A 20950-nucleotide genomic window follows, 5' to 3' on the forward strand; every position below is an offset into this window, starting at 1 on the left:
AATTTATTCTTTTTGCCTTTTATTCGTGTAATTCGTGTTAATTCGTTGCAAAAAAGCTTTTTAATTCTTTAAAGAAAAACATTAGTTCAACTTATATAGTATATAAACCGATAAAGATTTGATATTAGAGATTTTAAGAGAAAAAGAACAAACAAGAATAATTTTTTCCACGTACTCTAAGCGTGGAGTTCTCGAAGAAGTAATCTTGGATTGAACCTCACGAATATTCACAAATTAAAACCGTCTTTAAAAATGGTTCAACAACGAACTTTGTGATTACAAGTAATAATAAGTTTAAATTATTATCTAGCTACGGGTTTTAACCCGTAGTATATGCAGAATCCATGGTACCACCACAGGTTAAAACCTGTGGCTAAAGTGGTATTAATACATTTTCACAAAAATCGTGGAAGAGCCTTAAAAATCTATAAATCATTTATTTTTAAGGTCTTATTAGTGTGCATTGGTGTTAATTCGTGGCTAATAATTCTTTTTGTTCTTATTTTTGAACTTAGGCTCAAAATAAAATTATATACAGTAAATCTATTAAAATAGATGGTTTTATCTTAGAAAAATAATGCTCAGCTAAAATAATGTCAACTCTCCACCTTCACTACCAGTATCAATCTCTAAATCACCAATCTCTTCTTGAGCCGTCTTTCTTTCTAAATAACTTGTGAATTTATCGATTAGCTCTTGTAAGCGCTCATTACTATCTGCTAAGTCTATATCTTCAGAATTATCTAGATAATATTCTTTAATATTACTAGTCTTTGACTTTAACTTAGCTAGGAAGGATACCACTTGTTGACCTTGCTCCTTGAGCAGATAAAAACCCTCTACCTCTGCTATAAGGCTATCTAACTCCAAGGATAAAGAATTTATTGAAGAGTGCAGAGATTGAATTGCCTCTTTAACTAATTTTTTTCCAGTCAATAACTTATCTTTTGAACTATTCACAATTTGATTAGAACTGATTACACTATCTTTATTATTTAATGCAAACTCTAAAAAGGTACTATAATCTCTTTGTAGTTTATCTTTTAAATCTTGATATAGTTCCTTATTATCTTTGCTTGAATTGATAAACTTATTGATAGCATCTTCTATCCCATTAACAAAAGAATGCTTAGTCCCCATCATATGAGAAAATTCAATCTTAGCCATTAGCTCTAATTTCTTAAATCTATTAGCTACTTTATCAATCTCTTCTAGCCCCTTTTCAATTCCTTCCATATTATCGTAAAAATCATCTTTATCTCTAATTAAGCTATTGTATTTATCTTCTAGACTACCGATTTTAGAGGTGAATTCAGGAATAAATGAGATTAAGCGTTGATAAATTCGATCTAAGCTATTAACTTGATCCACACTCTCACTATCTTCTGTTAGAAAGATATTAAGCTCTTCATCCTCTTGCTTTAAAGCAACTAAATTATTATTTATCTCCATGAATTTATCACTTATATTGAAGATAGACTCTTCTAATTGGGTCAAGATATTCTCCATTAACCCTCTAGAAAGACCGGAAACATTATCTATAAAGAGAACCATATCTACAAGTTCATCCTCTTGATACTCCTTTAAATTCAAACTATTAACCTCTGCCTCTAAAGTCACTAAAATCTCTATTAGATTCTCTAAATTTTGCCGAATAATATCTTGATATTGGAGTAAAACGATAATATCATAAATCGGCTCTACACCTACCTTAATATGTCCTATAAAACTCCTTAATACATTAGAAACATTCTCTAATGATTCTAATATATCTGTAAAAACCTCTTTAGTCTCACCCTTATTCTCTCCAATCTCGTCTTCAATAGCTACTAGGCTTCGCAAATTATCAACAAAATCTTCATACCATCTCTGTAAAATAAGTACATTCTCTTCGATTAAACTATACTTATCTTTAATATGATTTGAAAGACGATTAATCTCATTAGAGATTACTCTAAAACCAGCCCCACTATTATCAGCTTTAACTGAAAAGATAATTGCATTAATTGATAAATCCTTAAGGTCAGTCAAAGAATTATTTAATTCTTTGGTCAAGGTCAATATTTGGGAGAACTTACTCTCTCCATCATCACTATCTACAATAAAATCAGATAAGATATCAACAACATCACTTCTGTCCAATAAAGAGTCATAAACTTCCCCAATCTGATCTTGTAAACCTTCTAATACATGTGACAGTCTGAAACCTTCACTCTCCTGTTGGTCTTGATTCTCTTCCATAAAATAACTTACTAAGACCTCTGTCTCTGCTATCGCTTCATCAATATTCTGCTCAATTAGAGGTAGCCTATCTGAAATCAAACCATAAAATTCTTCAGTTTTATCAATAATACTTTTTAAAATTTCTATATTATCACTGAAATCATAATTTAGTATATCCTCAAATATTTCTAAAACATTATCTTTTTTCAATATATCACCCCATCTTATCTAGACAAGATTCTCTACTTAATTATTTCGACTATTATTGAAATTTTCCTCTCTTTTCTTCAAGATTTAAAAATTTTTCAATATTTTTGTTAAAAAATGTACCTATTTTTTGGATGATTTTAGGTAAATACCTTAATATAGGTATATTGAGACACTTTTAAAGTTAGCGTGGGTGGGTGTGTGAGTGTGAGTAAACCCCAATAAAAAGAGATTTTACACACACTCATACTCATAGCTCACACTCGACATAAAGTGTCGCAATCTCCTTCTATTCTATCAATTTTTTAACTGAAAAAGCTATGAAGCAATAGATTAATAGCAAAAAACAAGATAAGGCAGGTTAACCTGCCTTATCTTGTTAAAATTTAAATTATTCTGACAAACTATCTAATAACTTCTTAAAGTTAGGAAAGGAAATATTGATACATTCAGCACCTTCTATCTCTACTACATCTTCAGCAATCAGTCCTGCTACTGCTATAGACATAGCAATCCGGTGGTCATGATAGCTTTGACAACTCACTCCACCAGTTATCTTCTGCTTACCTATAATCTCCATCCCATCTTCTCTTTCTTTAACCTCTACACCTAATCTAGTCAATTCCTTAACCATAGCATCAATTCTATCAGTCTCTTTAACTCTTAATTCCTCAGCATCCTTAATAATAGTCTTTCCTTCTGCCTGACTAGCTGCTACTGCTAAGATTGGAATTTCATCTATCAACAAAGGAATTAAATCACCATCAATTACCGTTCCTTTTAATTGACTACTTTTCACCTTAATATCTGCTATCGGCTCGCCATTGACCTCACGCTGATTTAATAGCTCAAAGTCACCATTCATCTTCCTAAGAGCCTCAATTACTCCATCTCTTGTAGGATTTAACCCAACATTCTCGATAATTATCTCTGATCCTTTGGTAATCATAGCTGCTACCATCAAGAAAGCTGCTGAAGAGATATCACCAGGAACAACTACCTTCTTGCCTGTTAATTTTGGATTTCCTTCTACTTTAACCTCTAGACCATCGACTTCAACCTTAGCTCCAAAGTACTCTAACATCCGTTCAGTATGGTCTCTAGATTTAGCAGGCTCTCTAACTTCAGTTACTCCTTCACCATATAATCCAGCCAATAAAACAGCTGATTTGACTTGAGCACTGGCTACAGGAGAATCATAGGATATACTATTTAGTTTCCCCTGCCCAACTACTGTAATCGGCAAGAGATTAGCATTATCACGACCATAGAACTCTCCCCCCATAGTACTTAAAGGCTTAGTTACTCTAGCCATCGGTCTACTTCTTAAAGAATCATCACCAGTAGCTACAGAGTAAAAACTTTGCCCTGCTAATATCCCTAGCATCAAACGAGTAGTAGTTCCTGAGTTACCAAAGTCCAATAAATCATTTGGCTCTTTTAATCCTCTTAAGCCTACCCCATGAACTACCATCTGATCAGTACCAACACCTTCAATCTTTACTCCCATATCTTGAAAGGCTTTAACTGTACTTAGACAGTCTTCTCCTGTTAGAAAGCCCTCAATCTCTGTCTTTCCTTCAGCCAAAGCCCCTAACATCACAGAACGGTGGGAGATAGATTTATCTCCTGGAACCTTTATTTTGCCCTCTAAACCACCTTTAGCTTCTACTTTCAATCTCATCTCTAATCCCCCTACTTCTTAATTACTTTATAGCTTCTCTCTTTTAATAGTTTGTAGGCTTCTTCCTGCTCCCATTCTTGACTAAAGCTTAATCTAATCGTTCCACCTTCATCTCTAACCTTTAAAACCTCTATATCCTGAATATTAATCTCTTCACTTCCTAAGGCTGAGGTCATACTTCCAATTGCATTAGGTATATCTTTTAAGGTTATAATTAATTCAAAATTACTTGGCAATAAACCTTTTTTCTTCATTGGCAATCTAATTCTAGCATCCCTTATCTCTGCTAAAGTCTCTTTTAAAGTCTCACTTTGATTATTTAGAATTAGCTCTTTAAGAGATTTTAACTGCTCTTCAAAGATATCGATAGTTTCCAAGACCATCTCCCGATTATTTAAGAAGATATCTCTCCACATTACAGGATCTCCTGCTGCTATTCTAGTAGTGTCTCTAAAGCCTCCAGCAACTAGAGAAGTGACCTTATCATCCTCTTGACTAAACTGCTTAATTACATTCATTAAATTGACTGCTATTAAATGAGGAAGGTGACTGGTTACAGCCACCATCTTATCATGATTTTCTGGAGAGAGAATCAAGACTTGTGAGCCTATTCTCTCTAATATATTTTTAAGTTCTATCAGACTATCATGTTTTGTATTGTTAGTCTCTGTTAAAACATAAATAGCATTCTCAAAGAGGTACTTATCTGCTCCACTAGGTCCAGAGGTCTCAGCACCAGTCATTGGATGACCACCAATATAAATATGATCTTCAACTATAGCTTCTAACTCTCTAACCAAAGTAGATTTGGTACTACCTACATCAGTAATAATCGTCTTATTACTAATGTAAGGTAATATTTCTGTAACTAGGTCTGTAATTATACCTACAGGGGTAGCTAATATAATCAAATCTACATCTCTAACGCCTTCCTCTAAAGACGCAATCTTATCAACTGCTCCTATAGTTAAAGCCTCTTGTAAATAATCTTGATTCTTATCAATTCCAATAATCTCTTCAACCTCTTTAATACTACCTAAAGCTAGACCCAAAGAGGAACCAATCAGGCCTACTCCAACAATCGCTACTCTTTTAATCATAGTTTATCACCTTAAAGCTTAGTGTCAGTAACTGCTGCGATAGCCTTTAACTCTTCTACCATAGCCTTAAACTTCTCAGGCTTTAATGATTGAGGCCCATCACATAAAGCATGCTTAGGATCAGGATGTACTTCAACCATTAGACCATCTGCACCTATTGCTAAAGCCGCTTTTGCTAGTGGTGAGACATATTTCCAGTTTCCTGTTCCATGACTTGGATCTATAATCACAGGTAAATGGCTTAATTCTCTAATTACAGGAACAATAGCCATATCTACAGTATTTCTAGTCTCAGTAGTAAAGGTTCTAATTCCTCGTTCACATAAGATTACATTGTAGTTACCGCCAGCCATAATATACTCAGCAGCCATCAATAGTTCCTTGTAAGTAGCAGTCATCCCTCTTTTTAATAAGACTGCTTTGTCAGTCTTTCCTACCTCTTTTAATAAAGAGAAGTTCTGCATATTACGAGCACCAACCTGTAAGATATCAGCATACTTAGCTACTAACTCTACATCTCTAGTATCCATTACCTCAGTTACTATCTTAAGTCCTGTTCTCTCTCTAGCCTCTGCTAATAATTTCAAACCATCTTCCTTCATACCTTGAAAACTATATGGTGAAGTTCTAGGCTTAAACGCACCACCACGTAAAATCTTAGCTCCACCTTCTTTTACCTGCTCAGCTGCTTCAAATAACTGTTCCTTGCTTTCAATTGCACATGGTCCTGCCATAATTGCAAAGTGTCCTCCACCGATTTTAACACCATCAATATCTATTACTGATGGTTCAGGCTTAAACTCTTTACCTGCTAATTTATAAGGGTTGCTAATCTCTACTACTCTATCTACACCAGGAAAAGCTCCAATAGAGTTAAGTAATTCTTCTCTTCTTCCTTCACCTACTACACCAACTATAGTTTGAGTCTTACCACTATCAGGATGTGCTTCAAATCCTGCCTCTTGAATCTTCTCAATTACCTTTTTAATCTCCTCTTGCTTTGCACTACTTTCCATTACGATTACCATTTCTATCTCCTCCTTATTTTCTACTTACTTCTCTCTACTCATTTTTAGAGTTAATATTTTATAATTAGGTTTAAGTATAAGTTTTAGTATTAAATTTATTCTTAATCCTAAACTCAGTCTTAGCCTTAAATTATGACAATACTTCTTCTAAAGCTTTAATCATCTTCTTATTTTCTTCTGGTAAACCAATAGTTACTCTAGCTTCAGTGTCATAGCCATAAGAAGCTAAGCTTCTGATAATAATCCCTTTCTTAAGCATCTGCTGGAATACCTCTTGATTAGATCTTCCTAAATCTATTAGGATAAAGTTAGTTTCAGTTGGAACATAATCCAATCCCAATCGTTCAAACTCCTTGTATAGATATTCCTTCCCTTGGCGATTATATTCTAGAGACTTTGCTACATGGTCATGATCATCTAAACTGGTTTCAGCAGCTATCTGAACTATAGAGTTAATATTAAAGGGTTGTCTTACCCGATCAATATATCCTATTAACTCAGAGTTGCTGATTCCATAACCTAACCTCAATCCACCTAAAGCATAGATTTTAGAGAAAGTCCTTAAAATAATCACATTCTCATAATCATTTAAATAATTTATAGTTTGAGGATAATCATTATTATCTACATACTCATAATAAGCCTCATCAAAAACTACAATTACATCTTCTGGTACTTTAGCTAAGAACTCTTCAACCTCTCTTCTCTCAACTATAGTTCCTGTTGGGTTGTTAGGATTACAGATAAATATCATCTTAGTCTTAGCAGTTATAGCTGCTAACATAGCCTCTAAGTCATGGGTGTTATTCTTTAAAGGAACCTCTATAAGCTTCCCGCCCATAATCTTAGTAGCAAACTCATATTCACTAAAGGTAATCTCAGCCATTACTACCTCATCATCAGCTTTAATAAAAGTTTGAGCCAATAATACCAATAACTCATCTGACCCATTACCAAAGATTAATTGAGAGGGCTTAACTCCTAAACTCTTACTTAACTTCTCTCTTAAATTATGTACATTACCATCAGGATAAAGATTTACCTTTGCAACTGCCTCTTTCATCTTATCAATTGCCATTGGTGATGGCCCTAAAGGATTCTCATTTGAAGCCAATTTAATCACTTCCTTAAGCCCCAATTCCCGTTTAACTTCATCGATTGGTTTTCCAGGGATATATGGTTTAATATCCATAATTTCCTCTCTTACTACTCTTTTATCTACCATTCTAAGCTCCCTCCTCCTCTACTAAATCTGGTCTTAAAACTTTAGCTCCTTTTAGGTAAATATGGTTAATCTGATTTTGTTCCTTCTTAGTATTATAATGAATCAATACTCTAATGCATTTACTTAAAGAACCTTCAATATCCAGTTCTTTCACACAAAATAAAGGAACATTAATCCATCCTAACTCTCTTGCAGCTACTGCTGGAAAGACCTGATCCAAATCAGAGGTCATCGAAAAGAAGATTGAAGCAATTTTATCTTCAACTATTCCATTCTCTTCAGCAACCTTCTCTAATAGTTCCTTAGTAGCAACTAATATCTCCTCTTTATCATTATTTTCTACTGTAATAGCTCCTCTGATTCCCCTAATCACAATCTCACCTCCAACCTAATTTCAAGTTTACAGTTTACAATTTACAGTGTATAGTTGTAGTTCAAAGTACTTTAAATCTTTTAACTGTAAACTATCAACTGTCAACTGTACACTGAATTTACGTTACTGCTCTATGGCCCAATCCTATTGCCATTTCATTTAAGTGTAGTAGGCCAATAGCAAAGAAAACAGCTACACTAATATGATCTCCCTCTCTGGCTACTCCAATCTTTCCACCTACATTGAAACCAATTGCTTTAGGATTTATCTGAATTAAGGCTTCTCTAGTAGCACCTGCTACTGCTCCCTGTTCAGTATGAGTCTCTTTAATAACCCCTTCCCTTTTAGCAGCCACAATTGCTCTTTCAATCATAGTCTTGACTGATGAATTGAAATTCCCACCAAAATCAACTGCTGCTACTTTCATATCTTGCCCTTTATAATTTTCCTTCAAAATATTCTCTTCATCTCTATCACTTAATGCCATCTTAATTGCTGCTGTTGCAACCTTTTTACTTGTTTCTTCATTAGTCGACAAATTTATCACCTCTATAAAGAAATTATATATTCCCTATCATGATCATAGATTATTATCTGCTATCTGATAACTTTTATAACTCTAGATATAAAAAAACACCCCATACAAATAGGGGTGCTTATAGTTATCCCAAGATTAGATTACACACTACCTCGCCTACTGTACTACTCTTTTTAAATTATTCAATTGTTATCGATTGGTTAACACAGTAATAAACCTACTATTCTACTACCTACCGTTATACTATACTACTTTATTACTGTTGTACAACATCTTAACATAACTTTTATTTTAAAGCAAGATAAATTTAAAATTTATTTAAACTTTCCACCCTTCCCAAGGTTTTAAACTCATCTTTTACCCAAAACTGTTGGCCTACCCTAAAGCTCTTAATCCCCTCAGAAATACCAGTTACTTCAAACCACAAACCATCACCTATTCCACGAGTATCAATAGTTAAATAGTCTCCTGCTTCTATATTGACCTTGATATATCCTCTACTAAAATCTCCAATCACCTGTCCGTTCATAATTACTTTAGCCCCTGGATAAGATGACTTATTCTGTAGTGAAATGACTATATAATCCTGTTGACCTTCTGTAGAAAATACTGCTTGAGCCTTCTCCTTAAAATCCTTCCTTTGTCCAAAAGCCAAAATATGCTCAACCTTTGGTATCTTAGCTATTAAGCTATCCTTAAAATTAGGATTTGTTAAGATCATCTGTACTCCTACCGCTATAATAAATCCAATGATTATTGTAGTCAATACTACCCTCTCAACCAAACTTTTAAAATTATCAAATCGTCTTGGCATAATTCCCCTCCTAAACATACTTTTATAGTATAATAATATGTCTAAGAAACTAAGATATAACTTAAAGTTAGTTATCCGACTTGCTAATAATAAAGTATTATGTATATTAGAAATATCGCTTAATGGGTATATTGGGATACTTTTAGTAATCAGGAGTCAGGAACCAGTTATCAGTAAAACAGACTGATTCCAGATTCTCGATTCCTGACACGAAAGTGTCACACTATCTCTAAATCATGTCATTTCCTACTAATAATTATTTGTCACTGCTCACTCATCGCTCGTCACATCTATACACTACTTCCTACTAAATATCCCATTGAAAAAGCACCTTGTAGATTAAATCCTCCTGTATAAGCATCTACATCTATAACCTCTCCTGCAAAATAAAGTCCTTGAACTAATTTAGATTCCATAGTACTTGGATTTATCTCATCAGTAGCTACTCCACCTTTAGTTACAATAGATAAGTTAAAGCCCATTGTCCCTATAACAGTAGTTTCTAGGTTGGTCAAGAGTTCAATCAACTCTTGGCGTTCTTCTTTAGTAATCTGATTGACCTCTTTATCTTCAGGAATAGATGATAAACTAATAATTACAGGAATTAGTTTACTTGGTAAGAGGTCTCCTAAACTATTCTTAAACTGCTTACGAGAATACTCTTCAAAATCTCTTTGTAATCTATTATCAAGCTGTTCATAAGATAGGGCTGGTTTAAGGTTAATGCTTAGCTTAATCTGAGCTTTACCTAAATAGTCGACTACATCACGACTTAAAGTCAAGATAATAGGTCCACTAACTCCAAAATGGGTAAATAACATCTCACCAAACTCTTCTTTTTGCTTCTTACCATCAATTATTAAAGATGCACTAACATTTCTTAAGTTTAGACCTTGCAACTCTTTAGCCCAAGCTTCCTTAGTCTTTAAAGGAACTAAAGATGGTTTAACAGTTTTTATCTTATGACCTAAACTTTCTGCCATGGTATAACCATCACCAGATGAACCTGTTGTTGGATATGACTTCCCACCAACAGCAATTAGTACATTAGAGCTATAATATTCTTTTTCATCAGAATCCTTAACCCCCTTTACCTCTTTACCATCAGTAATGACTTTGTCTACAGAGGTCTTTACTTTGATTTCAACACCTGCATTTGCAATAAATTGTTTAAGAGCTTCTACAACATCTCTAGCAGAATCAGAGACTGGAAAGACCCTATCTCCTCTCTCCACTTTGGTCTTAACCCCTAGTTTATTAAAGAAGTCTTTCAACTGCCAATTAGAGAAGGTATACAAAGCACTATATAAGAACTTCCCGTTATCTGGGAAATTCTTAATAATATCTTCTATCTCACAATCATTGGTCAGATTACATCTTCCCTTACCAGTAATCAATATCTTTTTTCCTAACTGTTCATTCTTCTCTAGTAATAATACCTTTTTACCACTATTAGCAGCTGTACCTGCAGCCATCATTCCTGCAGCACCACCACCTACTACAATTAAATCATACATTTATCTAACCTCCTATTATATACTTATTCAACTTTATGGTGAAATTTTAATATGACATTATATAATGATATTACGACACTTCGTGTCGAGTGTGAGCTATGAGTGTGAGTGTGTGTAAAGTCTTTTTTATTGGGGTTTACTCACACACACCCACTCACACTGACACTCAAAAGTGTCGCAATCAACCCATTAAGTTTCATTTTGAATTCACATACCTATACTATACTTAATTACTCATCTCTTGCTTTTTCAAATTTAACCTCCTTACCTTGGGAATCTATCTTTAGCAAATAACCATCAATTTCATGGCGATCTCGTATCCATCCTGCTAGGATAAAATTACCATCATTGGTCTTAGCAATAGAGTTAAATCCTCCATCCTGATAAGATGATCTAAAGGACTTATTCCATTGCTCTTGACCACTTTGATCTAATTTGACAAGGTAAGTTACATGACGATAACTATTAGACTCTTCGATAAATATTAATTTATACCCTACAATTATAAAATAACCCCCTTCTGCCTCTTCAACATCAGTAAATAGATAATAATCTTCTTTTTCTATATTCTGATAGATCTTAGTCCACAACTTATCGCCATTAGAATTTAATTTAACTACATAACCACCATAAGAATCTGTTTCTTTACCTTCGACTTCACCTACTAAAATCAGTTCACCCTCTTTATTCTCTATGATAGAATTAAAGCTACTATTATATCCATCTTCTTCGATAACCTCAGACCACTGTTGATTACCTGCTGAATCTAATTTGACAACATATGCATTTCTACTATCCATATACCGATCATTACCATAATAACCTACTAAAACTAAACTACCATCACTAGTCTCAGTAATGGAATTGATTCCATCATAATACTCTCCACCAAAGTACTTGATCCACTCTTGATTGCCAGCACTATCTAATTTAACTAGATAAGCCTGTTGATCAAAAAAACCTTCTTCTTGTGGTACTCTAATCTTTCCTCCCATAAGCAGAGAATTATCATCCAGTTTCTTAACTACTTTAAAGGAATCTGCATATTTACTACCAAATTCCCTAGACCACTCTTTATCACCTTGCTTATCTAATTTGAGTACGTAAGCGTCTGCTTTACTATTAACAGATGAAGACTTCTCCCCTACTAATATCATTCCATCTTCTGCAATTTCTTCAACACCATTAAATATCATATTTCCCTCTTTAGCAAAATTTTTCACCCATTCTTGCTTACCATTTAAAGCAGTCTCCACAAGATAAGCCCTCTTATTCTGACTAGTAGAAACACTTTCACTATAACCAACACTTAATAAGGAGCCATCATCTAGTTGAGTAGTAGCAGTAAATCTTTCAACTCTACCAAACTCTCCATAACTCCTTCCACTGACATCATAAAGAACCCCTTTAGGAATAATCACAAAAAAGAAAGCGATTAATATTCCTACTACCGAAGCTATAACAAGCCACTTAAATTGATAAAGATAGAAATTCATATAACCCCCCCAAAATAACAATCATTTTCCACTAGTCAAAACTAATGTGACTTAGAGATAGTGCGACATTTTCATGTCGGGAATCTGGAATCAGTGTTTTAAACTGGTTCCTGACTTCTAATTCCAGATTCCTAAAAGTGGTGTAATATCTCCATTAATCACTACAACTTCTATTAACACTCAAGCACCACAACTTATCAGATAAATGAACTTTATAGCAGCAAAGTCAATTTAAAAAACAAAAAATAAATTAATAGTTAAAGAAAAAGTAGCCCCATAGGGAGCTACTTCATACCTTATTAATAGCATCTTTAGCTGCTTTTTGTTCTGCTTCTTTTTTACTACTTCCTGCACCAACACCCAAAACCCTTTCTTCGAGATTTACTCGAATAGTAAACCTTTTATTATGGTCTGGGCCTTCTTCTTTTACAACTTCATACTCTGGTCTTAAATTGGAGTTCTTTTGAACTAGTTCTTGTAATAGAGTTTTATAATCTTGGATATGCTCTCCCCGTTCTACCATCTTAATGTCAGGGATTAATAAGCCTAAAATAAAGTCTTTAATAACATCTAAGCCTTGATCTAAATAAATACTACCAACTAAGGCTTCAAAGGCATCAGCTAAGATAGAATCTCTGTCTCTACCACCAGTCATCTCTTCTCCCTTACCTAATAACATATATTTACCTAAAGAAATCTCTTTAGCTTTTTCCGCCAATACCGGAGCACTAACAACAACAGATCTAATCTTAGCTAATTCTCCTTCAGGATGGTCAGGATACTCTATAAACATATACTCACTAACAACCAAATCTTGAATAGAATCTCCTAAAAATTCTAATCTTTCATTATCTTTTAATCCCAAATGCCTGTTTTCATTAGCATAAGATTTATGGGTAACAGCTCTTTGTAATAACTCTAGATCATTAAAGAAGATACCAAGTTGCTGCTGTAATTCTTCTAAACCTTTATTATAACCTGTCATCTTGCCCACATCCTAAATTATTCATTATATTCTTTAAATACAACAGTAGCATTGTGACCACCAAATCCTAATGAATTGGATAAAGCTACCTTCACTTCACGCTCTCTAGCTTTGTTTGGCACATAATCAAGATCACATTCAGAATCTTTATTTTTGTAATTGATTGTTGGAGGTACTATATTATTTTTAATAGCCAAAATTGAAGCAATTGCTTCAACACCTCCAGCAGCTCCTAATAAATGCCCTGTCATTGATTTGGTGGAACTGATAGCTATCTTACTAGCATAATCACCAAATACTTGTTTAATTGCTGCAGTCTCTAATTTATCATTAGCCGGTGTAGAAGTTCCATGAGCATTGATATAATCCATCTCTTCAAGAGAGATTCCAGCTTTATCTATAGCCATTTTAATTGCTTGTGCTGCTCCTATACCACCTGGTGCTGGAGCTGTAATATGATGAGCATCAGCAGACGCACCGTAACCTACCATCTCAGCATAGATTTTAGCACCTCTTGCTTGTGCACTCTCTAAAGATTCTAAGATTAAAATACCAGAACCTTCTCCCATAACAAAACCATCACGCTTGGCATCAAAAGGACGACTAGCACCTTCTGGGTCATCATTATTAGTACTCATAGCCTTCATAGAACAGAATCCAGCGAAAGCTAATGGAGTAATACATGCTTCAGCTCCTCCAGCAATCATCGCATCAGCATCGCCACGACGAATAATCTCAAAAGCATCACCAAGAGAGTTAGTAGCACTAGCACATGCTGTTACTACAGAAGTATTTGGTCCTTTAGCACCTGTATAAATTGAGACTTGACCTGCAGCCATGTTAGCAATCATCATAGGAATTAAGAAAGGTGTTACACGATTAGGACCTCTGTCTAATAATCTTTTATGCTGTTCTTCTAGAATTTCAATACCACCAATCCCAGAACCGATAATAGTTCCTACTCTTTTCGCATTCTCCTCATTAATCTCCAACCCTGCATCCTTCATTGCCATCTGAGCTGCCACAACAGCAAATTGAGTGTAACGGTCCATCCTTTTAGCTTCTTTACGGTCAAGACCATATTTTTCTGCTTTAAACCCTTTAATTTCGCCAGCAATCTGCGTCTTATATTCTTCTGCATCAAAATGGCTAATCTTTGTAATTCCAGACTTACCTTCAACTAAAGCATTCCAATACTCTTCCAAACCTATACCTATAGGAGATAAAACTCCCATTCCAGTTACTACAACACGCTTACTCATCTTCCTCTTCCCCTCCCAGATACTTTCTTGCTTCACTTACCAAGTTATTTATTATCTCCTTTACAGGCAAGACTTTATCAATCAAATGTGCTCTCTCTCCTGCAAAGACCAATCCATGGGTCATATTACCTTCTTGCGCTTTAATCAAAGAATCCATAATACAAAAACTATGGGAACACTTCTTTAAACAGATATAATCACAACTCTTACCAGTATCAACCTCATCACTACTTAATCTATCAAAGAATTCATTCTTTAATGCCCTACCTGGTAGACCTACTGGACTATTAATTAAAACACTATCCTCTTTACTTGCATTTATGTAGGTCTGTTTAAAGCTGTCATCAACCTCACACTCTTCACTTGCTACAAACCTTGAACCCATCTGTACACCACTAGCACCTAATTTTAGTGCTTCAGCAATATCCTTACCATCAATAATTCCACCTGCTGCAATTACAGGTATTTTAACTGCTTTAACGATTTTTTCAACCAAAGTCTTCATAGGCTGATCTGTACCTAAGTGACCTCCTGCCTCTTTACCTTCCACAACGATAGCAGAAGCTCCTAGTTTTTCAGAAATCTTAGCTAGTTTAACAGAAGAGACTATAGGAACTATCTCTACTCCAGTCTCTTTTCCAACTGTGAACAAATCTCTAGAAAAACCTGCTCCAGCTACAATCAAATCAATACCTTCACTAACAGCTGCATCAACTAACTCTTTAAATTCTCTAACAGCAACCATAATATTAACACCTATAATACCCTTGGACAACTCTCTAGCTTTACGAATCTCTGCTTTCAGCTCTTCTACCTTAAGACCTGAACCAGCTATTAAGCCAATCCCACCTTCATTTGCTACAGCAGCTGCCAAAGGAGCAGTAGATACTTTAACAGCCATTCCTCCTTGTACAATTGGAACTTTAGCAATTAATTTTCCTATTCTTAAATCAGATAATTTCAAATCGATTCCCCCATCATCATTTATTTGAGCAATCAGTAAGCAACACTAAATCTTCTTAAGAGAAGAATTATATCTATATAAAAACATTTAAATCTAGGAATCGCAAAGTACTTATCTTTTAAATTCCAGTTAATTTCATAAAGTAAAACCAAGAAATAAATTCACATCATATTATATATCTATTATTGAATCTATCACTGTATAAACTTATATTAATTATGAAATTTACTGACTTATATAATATTAATTATTTTTTAATACTTTGGCTCTAGTTATTAAGGTTAATTTTTTAATTATTTATATATTAATAATCTATTATTAATTGTATGATTTCAAATTAAAAATAAAGTTATTTGATTAAAGCCCCGCTTATAGAGATAAACGGGGACATTAAAAATTAGAATTATAATGCATTTTCAATATAATCTACAGCATCTTGAACTGTTTCAATGTCTTCAGCATCTTCATCAGGAATTTCAATATCAAACTCCTCTTCAAAGGCCATAACAACCTCTACGATATCTAAAGAATCAGCTCCTAAATCATCGATAAAAGAAGCCTCTAAAGTTACTTCTTCAGGATCTACACCTAATTCAGCAACAACAATATCCTTTACTGTTTCAAATACGTTCATACTTTCACCTCCTCTCAAAGGATAATTTACAATGTACAATTGATAATTGACAATTAAAACCCAAGACCTTAAATAACTTTATTTCTTGAACTTAACTATCAACTGTACACTATCAACTGTACACTGTCCTACATTACCATTCCACCATCAACTCTAATTACTTCACCAGTGATATATCTTGCTTCATCACTAGCTAAGAAGGATACTAAATTAGCGATATCTTCTACCTCTCCAAATTCTTTCATTGGAATAGCAGCAATCATCTCTTCTATCACCTTTTCAGGTAATTCATCGGTCATAGCAGTCTTAATAAAGCCTGGAGCAATAGCATTTACAGTTATCCCTCTTGTCGCTAGCTCTTTAGCTACAGATTTAGTAAATCCGATTAAACCAGCTTTAGATGCAGCATAATTTGCTTGACCTGCATTACCCATCAATCCAACTACAGAAGACATGTTAATAATTCTACCACTTTTCTGCTTCATCATTGTTCTAGTTACAGCCTTGGTAGCATTAAATGCTCCTTTAAGGTTAACAGTCAGTACTGCATCCCAATCACTTTCCTTCATTCTCATCAATAATGTATCCCGAGTAATACCTGCATTATTAACTAAAATATCAAGGCCACCTAATTCTTTAGTAGTGGTTTTAACTAGTTCTTTAACCTGATTCATATCTGTTACATCAGCTTCAATAGCAACAGCTTGACCACCTAATGCTTCAATCTCACTTACAACCTTTTGGGCATTTTCAACTTCTCCTTCAAAAGGATAATTCACAACTATTTTAGCACCCTCTTTAGCTAATTTAAGGGCAATAGCCTTTCCAATCCCCCTAGAACTACCAGTAACCACAGCAACTTTATCCTTTAACTTCATCTTTTCACCCCTTTAAACCCTATTTCAATGATATTTTTCCAAGACATCTATATTTTATAAGTTGAGATTATAATTTTTTTAATGTTTTTTCTAAAGAAACTAAATCTTCTACATTCAAAGCAGTCACTTTACGATCAATTCTTCTCATAAATCCTTTCAATACCCTTCCAGGTCCAACTTCGATAAAAGTATCTACACCACCTGCAATCATAGCTTTAATCGATTCTTCCCAGCGCACAGAACCGCTAATTTGTTCAATTAAAGCTTGAGAAAATTGCTCACCCTTACTGGTCAATTCTGCATTAACATTTGTCACTACTGGAACTTGGGCATTATTAAAATTAACTTCTGCTAACTCTTGAGATAATTTTTCACCAGCAGGTTCCATTAAGCTAGAATGAAAAGGACCACTTACATTTAAGATTATAGCTTTTTTAGCTCCAGCCTCTTGAGCTAATTTAGTAGCTTGCTCTACTCCTTCTTTCTCGCCAGAAATAACAACCTGCCCTGGACAGTTATAGTTAGCAGGCTCCACTACACCAGCTGTTGAAGCCTTTTGACAGACCTCTTCTACTTCCTTAGGATTTAACCCTATAATTGCAGCCATAGTCCCTTTCCCAGAAGGATCAGACTCTTCCATTAATTGACCGCGCCTTCTAACCAATTTAACTGCATCAGTAAAATCTAATACTCCTGCGGCTACTAAAGCTGAATACTCACCTAAACTATGTCCAGCAACTATATCAGGCTCAATTCCTTTCTCCTTTAATACCCTATAAACTGCAATACTAGTAGTTAAGATTGCTGGTTGAGTATTAGAGGTTTGTTGCAAATCTTCTGTCGGACCCTCAAAACACAATTTAGAAATATCTATATCTAAAGCATTATCTGCTTGGGCAAATGTTTCTTTGGCTACTGCAAATTCTTCAACTAAATCTACACCCATACCAACTTGTTGAGATCCTTGCCCAGGAAAGATAAAAGCAACTTTACCCATCTTAATTCCTCCCTCTTTAAGTTCAGTAAGTAGTAATTAAACTATTAATTCACAATTATCCTTCATTACCTTCTTAGCACCTTCGATAATATCAATAATAATATCCCTTGCTGGTTCTACCTTTGATACCATTGCAGCCACTTGACCAGCCATAACAGTTCCTTCATCTACATCACCATCAATTACAGCCCTTTGCAATCGTCCAATTCCCAATTTTTCAATCTCTTCTTTAGGCACTCCTTCTTGCTCCATAGCTTCGATTTGACGAGTTAATTTATTCTTAAGGTTTCTTACTGGATGACCAGTAGAACGAGCCGTAACTATTGCATCTCTATCTCTTGCTTTTAAAATAGCCTTCTTGTAATTCTCATGGACTATACACTCTTCAGCACAGATAAAACGAGTACCTACTTGTACACCTACAGCCCCCAACGACAGCACAGCTGCTAAGCCATAACCATCAGCAACTCCACCTGCTGCAATCACTGGCAGATCAACTGATCTAACAATTTGAGGTATTAAAGGCATTGTAGTCAATTCACCAATATGCCCTCCCGCTTCACTTCCTTCAGCAATAATAGCATCAACACCTAAGCGCGCCATTCTCTTAGCCAAGGCAACTGAAGGGACAACGGGAATTATCTTAGTTCCAGCCTCTTTTAAAGCATCTATATACTTTCCTGGGTTTCCAGCCCCTGTAGTAACTACAGGAACCTTCTCTTCAATTACAACTTCTATTACTTCATCTACATAAGGTGACAATAACATTACATTAACTCCAAAAGGTTTATCTGTTACTTCTTTAACCTTCTGTATCTCTTCTCTTACAACATCAGCAGGAGCATTCCCTGCCCCTATAATCCCTAAGCCTCCAGCCTGAGAAACTGCTGCTGCTAGCTCTCCAGTAGCAATCCAAGCCATGCCACCTTGAATAATTGGATGTTCTATATCTAATAACTTGCATAATTCTGTCTTAATCACTTTAACCTTCCTCCCTTTAAACCCATTCAATAACTGTAGCTCCCCAAGTTAATCCTGCTCCAAAACCAACAAGGACTACTATGTCACCACTACTAATTTTGCCTTCCTTAACAGCTGCATCTAGAGCAAGAGGAATTGACGCTGCAGAAGTATTCCCATATTGATCAAGATTAACATAAATCTGTTCTCTATCTAATTTTAACCTTTTAGCTGCTGCATCAATAATTCTAATATTGGCTTGATGGGGGATTAAGAAATCAATATCATCTCTAGTTAACCCCGCCTTTTTTAAAGCTTGAATAGCAGCTTTTCCTAAGATTCTAACAGCAAATTTAAATACAGGATTACCTTCCATCTCTAAATAATGCAATCCTTCATCGATAGTTTGTTGGGAAAATGGCCTTTTAGAACCTCCTCCGCGTACTATTAGAACTTCATTTTGTTCCCCATCAGCTCCAATAACATTTGATAAGATACCACCTGATTTAGTAGGAGTCAAGACTGCTGCTCCTGCCCCATCACCAAACAAGACACAGGTACCTCTATCCTCCCAATTAACAATTTTAGATAATGTTTCAGCACCAATTACCAACACATTATCGTAAGCACCTGTTTCAATATATTGAGTAGCAACAGAAACCCCATAAACAAAACCAGAGCAAGCTGCTACTAAATCAAAAGCAGGGATACCCTTAACTCCTAATTTATCCTGTAATACACAAGCAGTGGAAGGAAATGCTAAATAATCAGGAGTAGCGGTAGCTACCAAAATTAAGTCTAAATCATTTGCTTCTAATTCTGCATCAGCTAATGCACTTTTAGCTGCTTCATAAGCCAAGTCAGAGGTAGATATATCATCTTCAGCAATTCTTCTCTCTTTTATTCCCGTTCTAGTCGTTATCCAATCATCACTAGTCTCTACCATCTCTTCTAATTGATTATTTGTTAGGACCTTGTCAGGAGCAAAGGAACCTACTCCTGCAATTTTAGCTCTTCTGAGTTCTCGTATCATAACCACTTACCAGTCCTTCCTTCAGTATTAGCTTTCTATATTAGCTTTAATTAAAGTTATTAAATCTGCTTTTATTCCTTTTTCAGCATTCTTAATTGCATTTTTAATTGCTTTGGAATTAGAACTACCATGACTGATTATCGTTATACCATCTATTCCCAACAGTGGAGCACCACCATATTCAGTATAATCCATCTTCTTAGCTACCCTTTTGAAAGCTGGTTTCAATAACAGACCACCAATCTTACCTAAGAAGGTTGCTGTAATCTCTCGTTTAATAATCTTAAACAAGGCAGAAGCTAATCCTTCGGTAGTCTTTAAGACTACATTTCCTACAAAACCTTCACACAAGATAACATCATACTCTCCTGTGAAGATATCACGCCCTTCAACATTACCTACAAAATTTATATTATCCATCTCTTTTAATAATTTATGTGTCTCAATAGTCAATTCATTTCCTTTTTTCTCTTCTTCCCCAATACTTAACAAACCTACTGTAGGATTTTCTTTATCTAATAAATTCTTAGCATAGATTTGCCCCATCAAAGCATGTTGTACTAAATGCTCTGGCTTACTATCGACATTAGCCCCCATATCCAAAAGAAGTGTCTCTTCTTTTAATGTAGGAAACACTGTAGCAATTGCAGGCCTCTTTATTCCTTTAATTCGTCCAATTTTAAGCAAACTACTTGCCATTACTGCTCCTGTGCTTCCTGCTGATACAAAGGCCTCGCCTTCTCCCTCTTTAACCATCTTAGCCCCCACAACAATTGAGGAATCTTTCTTCTTTCTCAATGCTTTGGCTGGTGATTCATCCATACCAATAATCTCAGAAGCATGGTAAGTCACTATCTTATCTTTATCATATGTATACTTAGCAAGTTCTTTTTTTACTTCCTCTTCAATTCCCACTAAGATAAGTTTAGAGTCAATCTCTTGACTTGCTTCAACAGCCCCTTTTACAATCTCATAAGGAGCATGGTCTCCTCCCATAGCATCAACAACAATCTTCAACGGACTCAACCCTCC

19 protein-coding genes are annotated in these 20950 nt (G+C 35.0%); all 19 read right to left on the reverse strand.

Annotated features, from left to right (window positions below; genetic code table 11):
- Positions 1-585: 585 nt before the first annotated feature.
- The 19 genes from ACTCDL_RS03425 to plsX all read right to left on the reverse strand — a co-directional run bounded on the left by ACTCDL_RS03425 (position 586) and on the right by plsX (position 20935).
- A complete protein-coding gene (locus ACTCDL_RS03425) occupies positions 586-2433 on the reverse strand; it encodes a hypothetical protein (RefSeq protein WP_463174034.1) in 1848 nt (615 codons plus the stop codon).
- 388 nt (positions 2434-2821) lie between these two features.
- A complete protein-coding gene (aroA, locus tag ACTCDL_RS03430) occupies positions 2822-4114 on the reverse strand; it encodes a 3-phosphoshikimate 1-carboxyvinyltransferase (RefSeq protein WP_463174036.1) in 1293 nt (430 codons plus the stop codon).
- 11 nt (positions 4115-4125) lie between these two features.
- A complete protein-coding gene (locus ACTCDL_RS03435) occupies positions 4126-5214 on the reverse strand; it encodes a prephenate dehydrogenase/arogenate dehydrogenase family protein (RefSeq protein WP_463174038.1) in 1089 nt (362 codons plus the stop codon).
- Positions 5215-5225: 11 nt separating this feature from the next.
- Entirely contained in the window at positions 5226-6242 is a 1017-nt protein-coding gene (gene aroF / locus ACTCDL_RS03440; protein ID WP_463174040.1) for a 3-deoxy-7-phosphoheptulonate synthase, read from the reverse strand.
- A 130-nt stretch (positions 6243-6372) separates the two neighbouring features.
- Complete coding sequence (gene hisC, locus ACTCDL_RS03445) at positions 6373-7467, reverse strand: histidinol-phosphate transaminase (RefSeq protein WP_463174041.1); 1095 nt, start codon at positions 7465-7467, stop codon at positions 6373-6375.
- 1 nt (position 7468) lies between these two features.
- Entirely contained in the window at positions 7469-7843 is a 375-nt protein-coding gene (gene aroH, locus ACTCDL_RS03450) for a chorismate mutase (RefSeq protein WP_463174077.1), read from the reverse strand.
- A gap of 115 nt (positions 7844-7958) precedes the next feature.
- The gene (locus tag ACTCDL_RS03455; protein WP_463174043.1) at positions 7959-8387 is read right to left on the reverse strand and encodes a HutP family protein; all 429 of its coding nucleotides are present in this window, start codon (positions 8385-8387) and stop codon (positions 7959-7961) included.
- A 298-nt stretch (positions 8388-8685) separates the two neighbouring features.
- On the reverse strand, positions 8686-9192 hold the full coding sequence (locus ACTCDL_RS03460) for a hypothetical protein (RefSeq protein ID WP_463174045.1): 507 nt from the start codon (positions 9190-9192) through the stop codon (positions 8686-8688).
- 290 nt (positions 9193-9482) lie between these two features.
- A complete protein-coding gene (locus ACTCDL_RS03465) occupies positions 9483-10709 on the reverse strand; it encodes a BaiN/RdsA family NAD(P)/FAD-dependent oxidoreductase (protein ID WP_463174047.1) in 1227 nt (408 codons plus the stop codon).
- Positions 10710-10939: 230 nt separating this feature from the next.
- A complete protein-coding gene (locus tag ACTCDL_RS03470; protein WP_463174049.1) occupies positions 10940-12205 on the reverse strand; it encodes a hypothetical protein in 1266 nt (421 codons plus the stop codon).
- A 289-nt stretch (positions 12206-12494) separates the two neighbouring features.
- Positions 12495-13190: a ribonuclease III gene (gene rnc, locus ACTCDL_RS03475; RefSeq protein WP_463174051.1), complete on the reverse strand. Its 696-nt coding sequence runs from the start codon at positions 13188-13190 to the stop codon at positions 12495-12497.
- A gap of 17 nt (positions 13191-13207) precedes the next feature.
- Entirely contained in the window at positions 13208-14452 is a 1245-nt protein-coding gene (fabF, locus tag ACTCDL_RS03480; protein WP_463174053.1) for a beta-ketoacyl-ACP synthase II, read from the reverse strand.
- Positions 14445-15416 carry an NAD(P)H-dependent flavin oxidoreductase gene (locus tag ACTCDL_RS03485; protein ID WP_463174055.1) on the reverse strand — a complete coding sequence of 324 codons (972 nt, stop codon included), beginning with the start codon at positions 15414-15416 and terminating at the stop codon, positions 14445-14447. Before ACTCDL_RS03485 ends, fabF begins: the two co-directional genes overlap by 8 nt.
- A gap of 403 nt (positions 15417-15819) precedes the next feature.
- Positions 15820-16050 carry an acyl carrier protein gene (locus ACTCDL_RS03490; RefSeq protein ID WP_463174057.1) on the reverse strand — a complete coding sequence of 77 codons (231 nt, stop codon included), beginning with the start codon at positions 16048-16050 and terminating at the stop codon, positions 15820-15822.
- A 128-nt stretch (positions 16051-16178) separates the two neighbouring features.
- Positions 16179-16928 carry a 3-oxoacyl-[acyl-carrier-protein] reductase gene (gene fabG, locus ACTCDL_RS03495; protein ID WP_463174058.1) on the reverse strand — a complete coding sequence of 250 codons (750 nt, stop codon included), beginning with the start codon at positions 16926-16928 and terminating at the stop codon, positions 16179-16181.
- Positions 16929-16995: 67 nt separating this feature from the next.
- Positions 16996-17925, reverse strand: coding sequence for an ACP S-malonyltransferase (gene fabD / locus ACTCDL_RS03500; protein WP_463174061.1), 930 nt, complete (start codon positions 17923-17925; stop codon positions 16996-16998).
- Positions 17926-17961: 36 nt separating this feature from the next.
- Positions 17962-18846: an enoyl-[acyl-carrier-protein] reductase FabK gene (fabK, locus tag ACTCDL_RS03505; RefSeq protein ID WP_463174079.1), complete on the reverse strand. Its 885-nt coding sequence runs from the start codon at positions 18844-18846 to the stop codon at positions 17962-17964.
- Between the two features lie 76 nt (positions 18847-18922).
- A complete protein-coding gene (locus tag ACTCDL_RS03510; protein ID WP_463174064.1) occupies positions 18923-19918 on the reverse strand; it encodes a beta-ketoacyl-ACP synthase III in 996 nt (331 codons plus the stop codon).
- Positions 19919-19945: 27 nt separating this feature from the next.
- Positions 19946-20935, reverse strand: coding sequence for a phosphate acyltransferase PlsX (plsX, locus tag ACTCDL_RS03515; RefSeq protein ID WP_463174067.1), 990 nt, complete (start codon positions 20933-20935; stop codon positions 19946-19948).
- Positions 20936-20950: the final 15 nt, after the last annotated feature.

The organism is Orenia sp. (assembly GCF_055140805.1).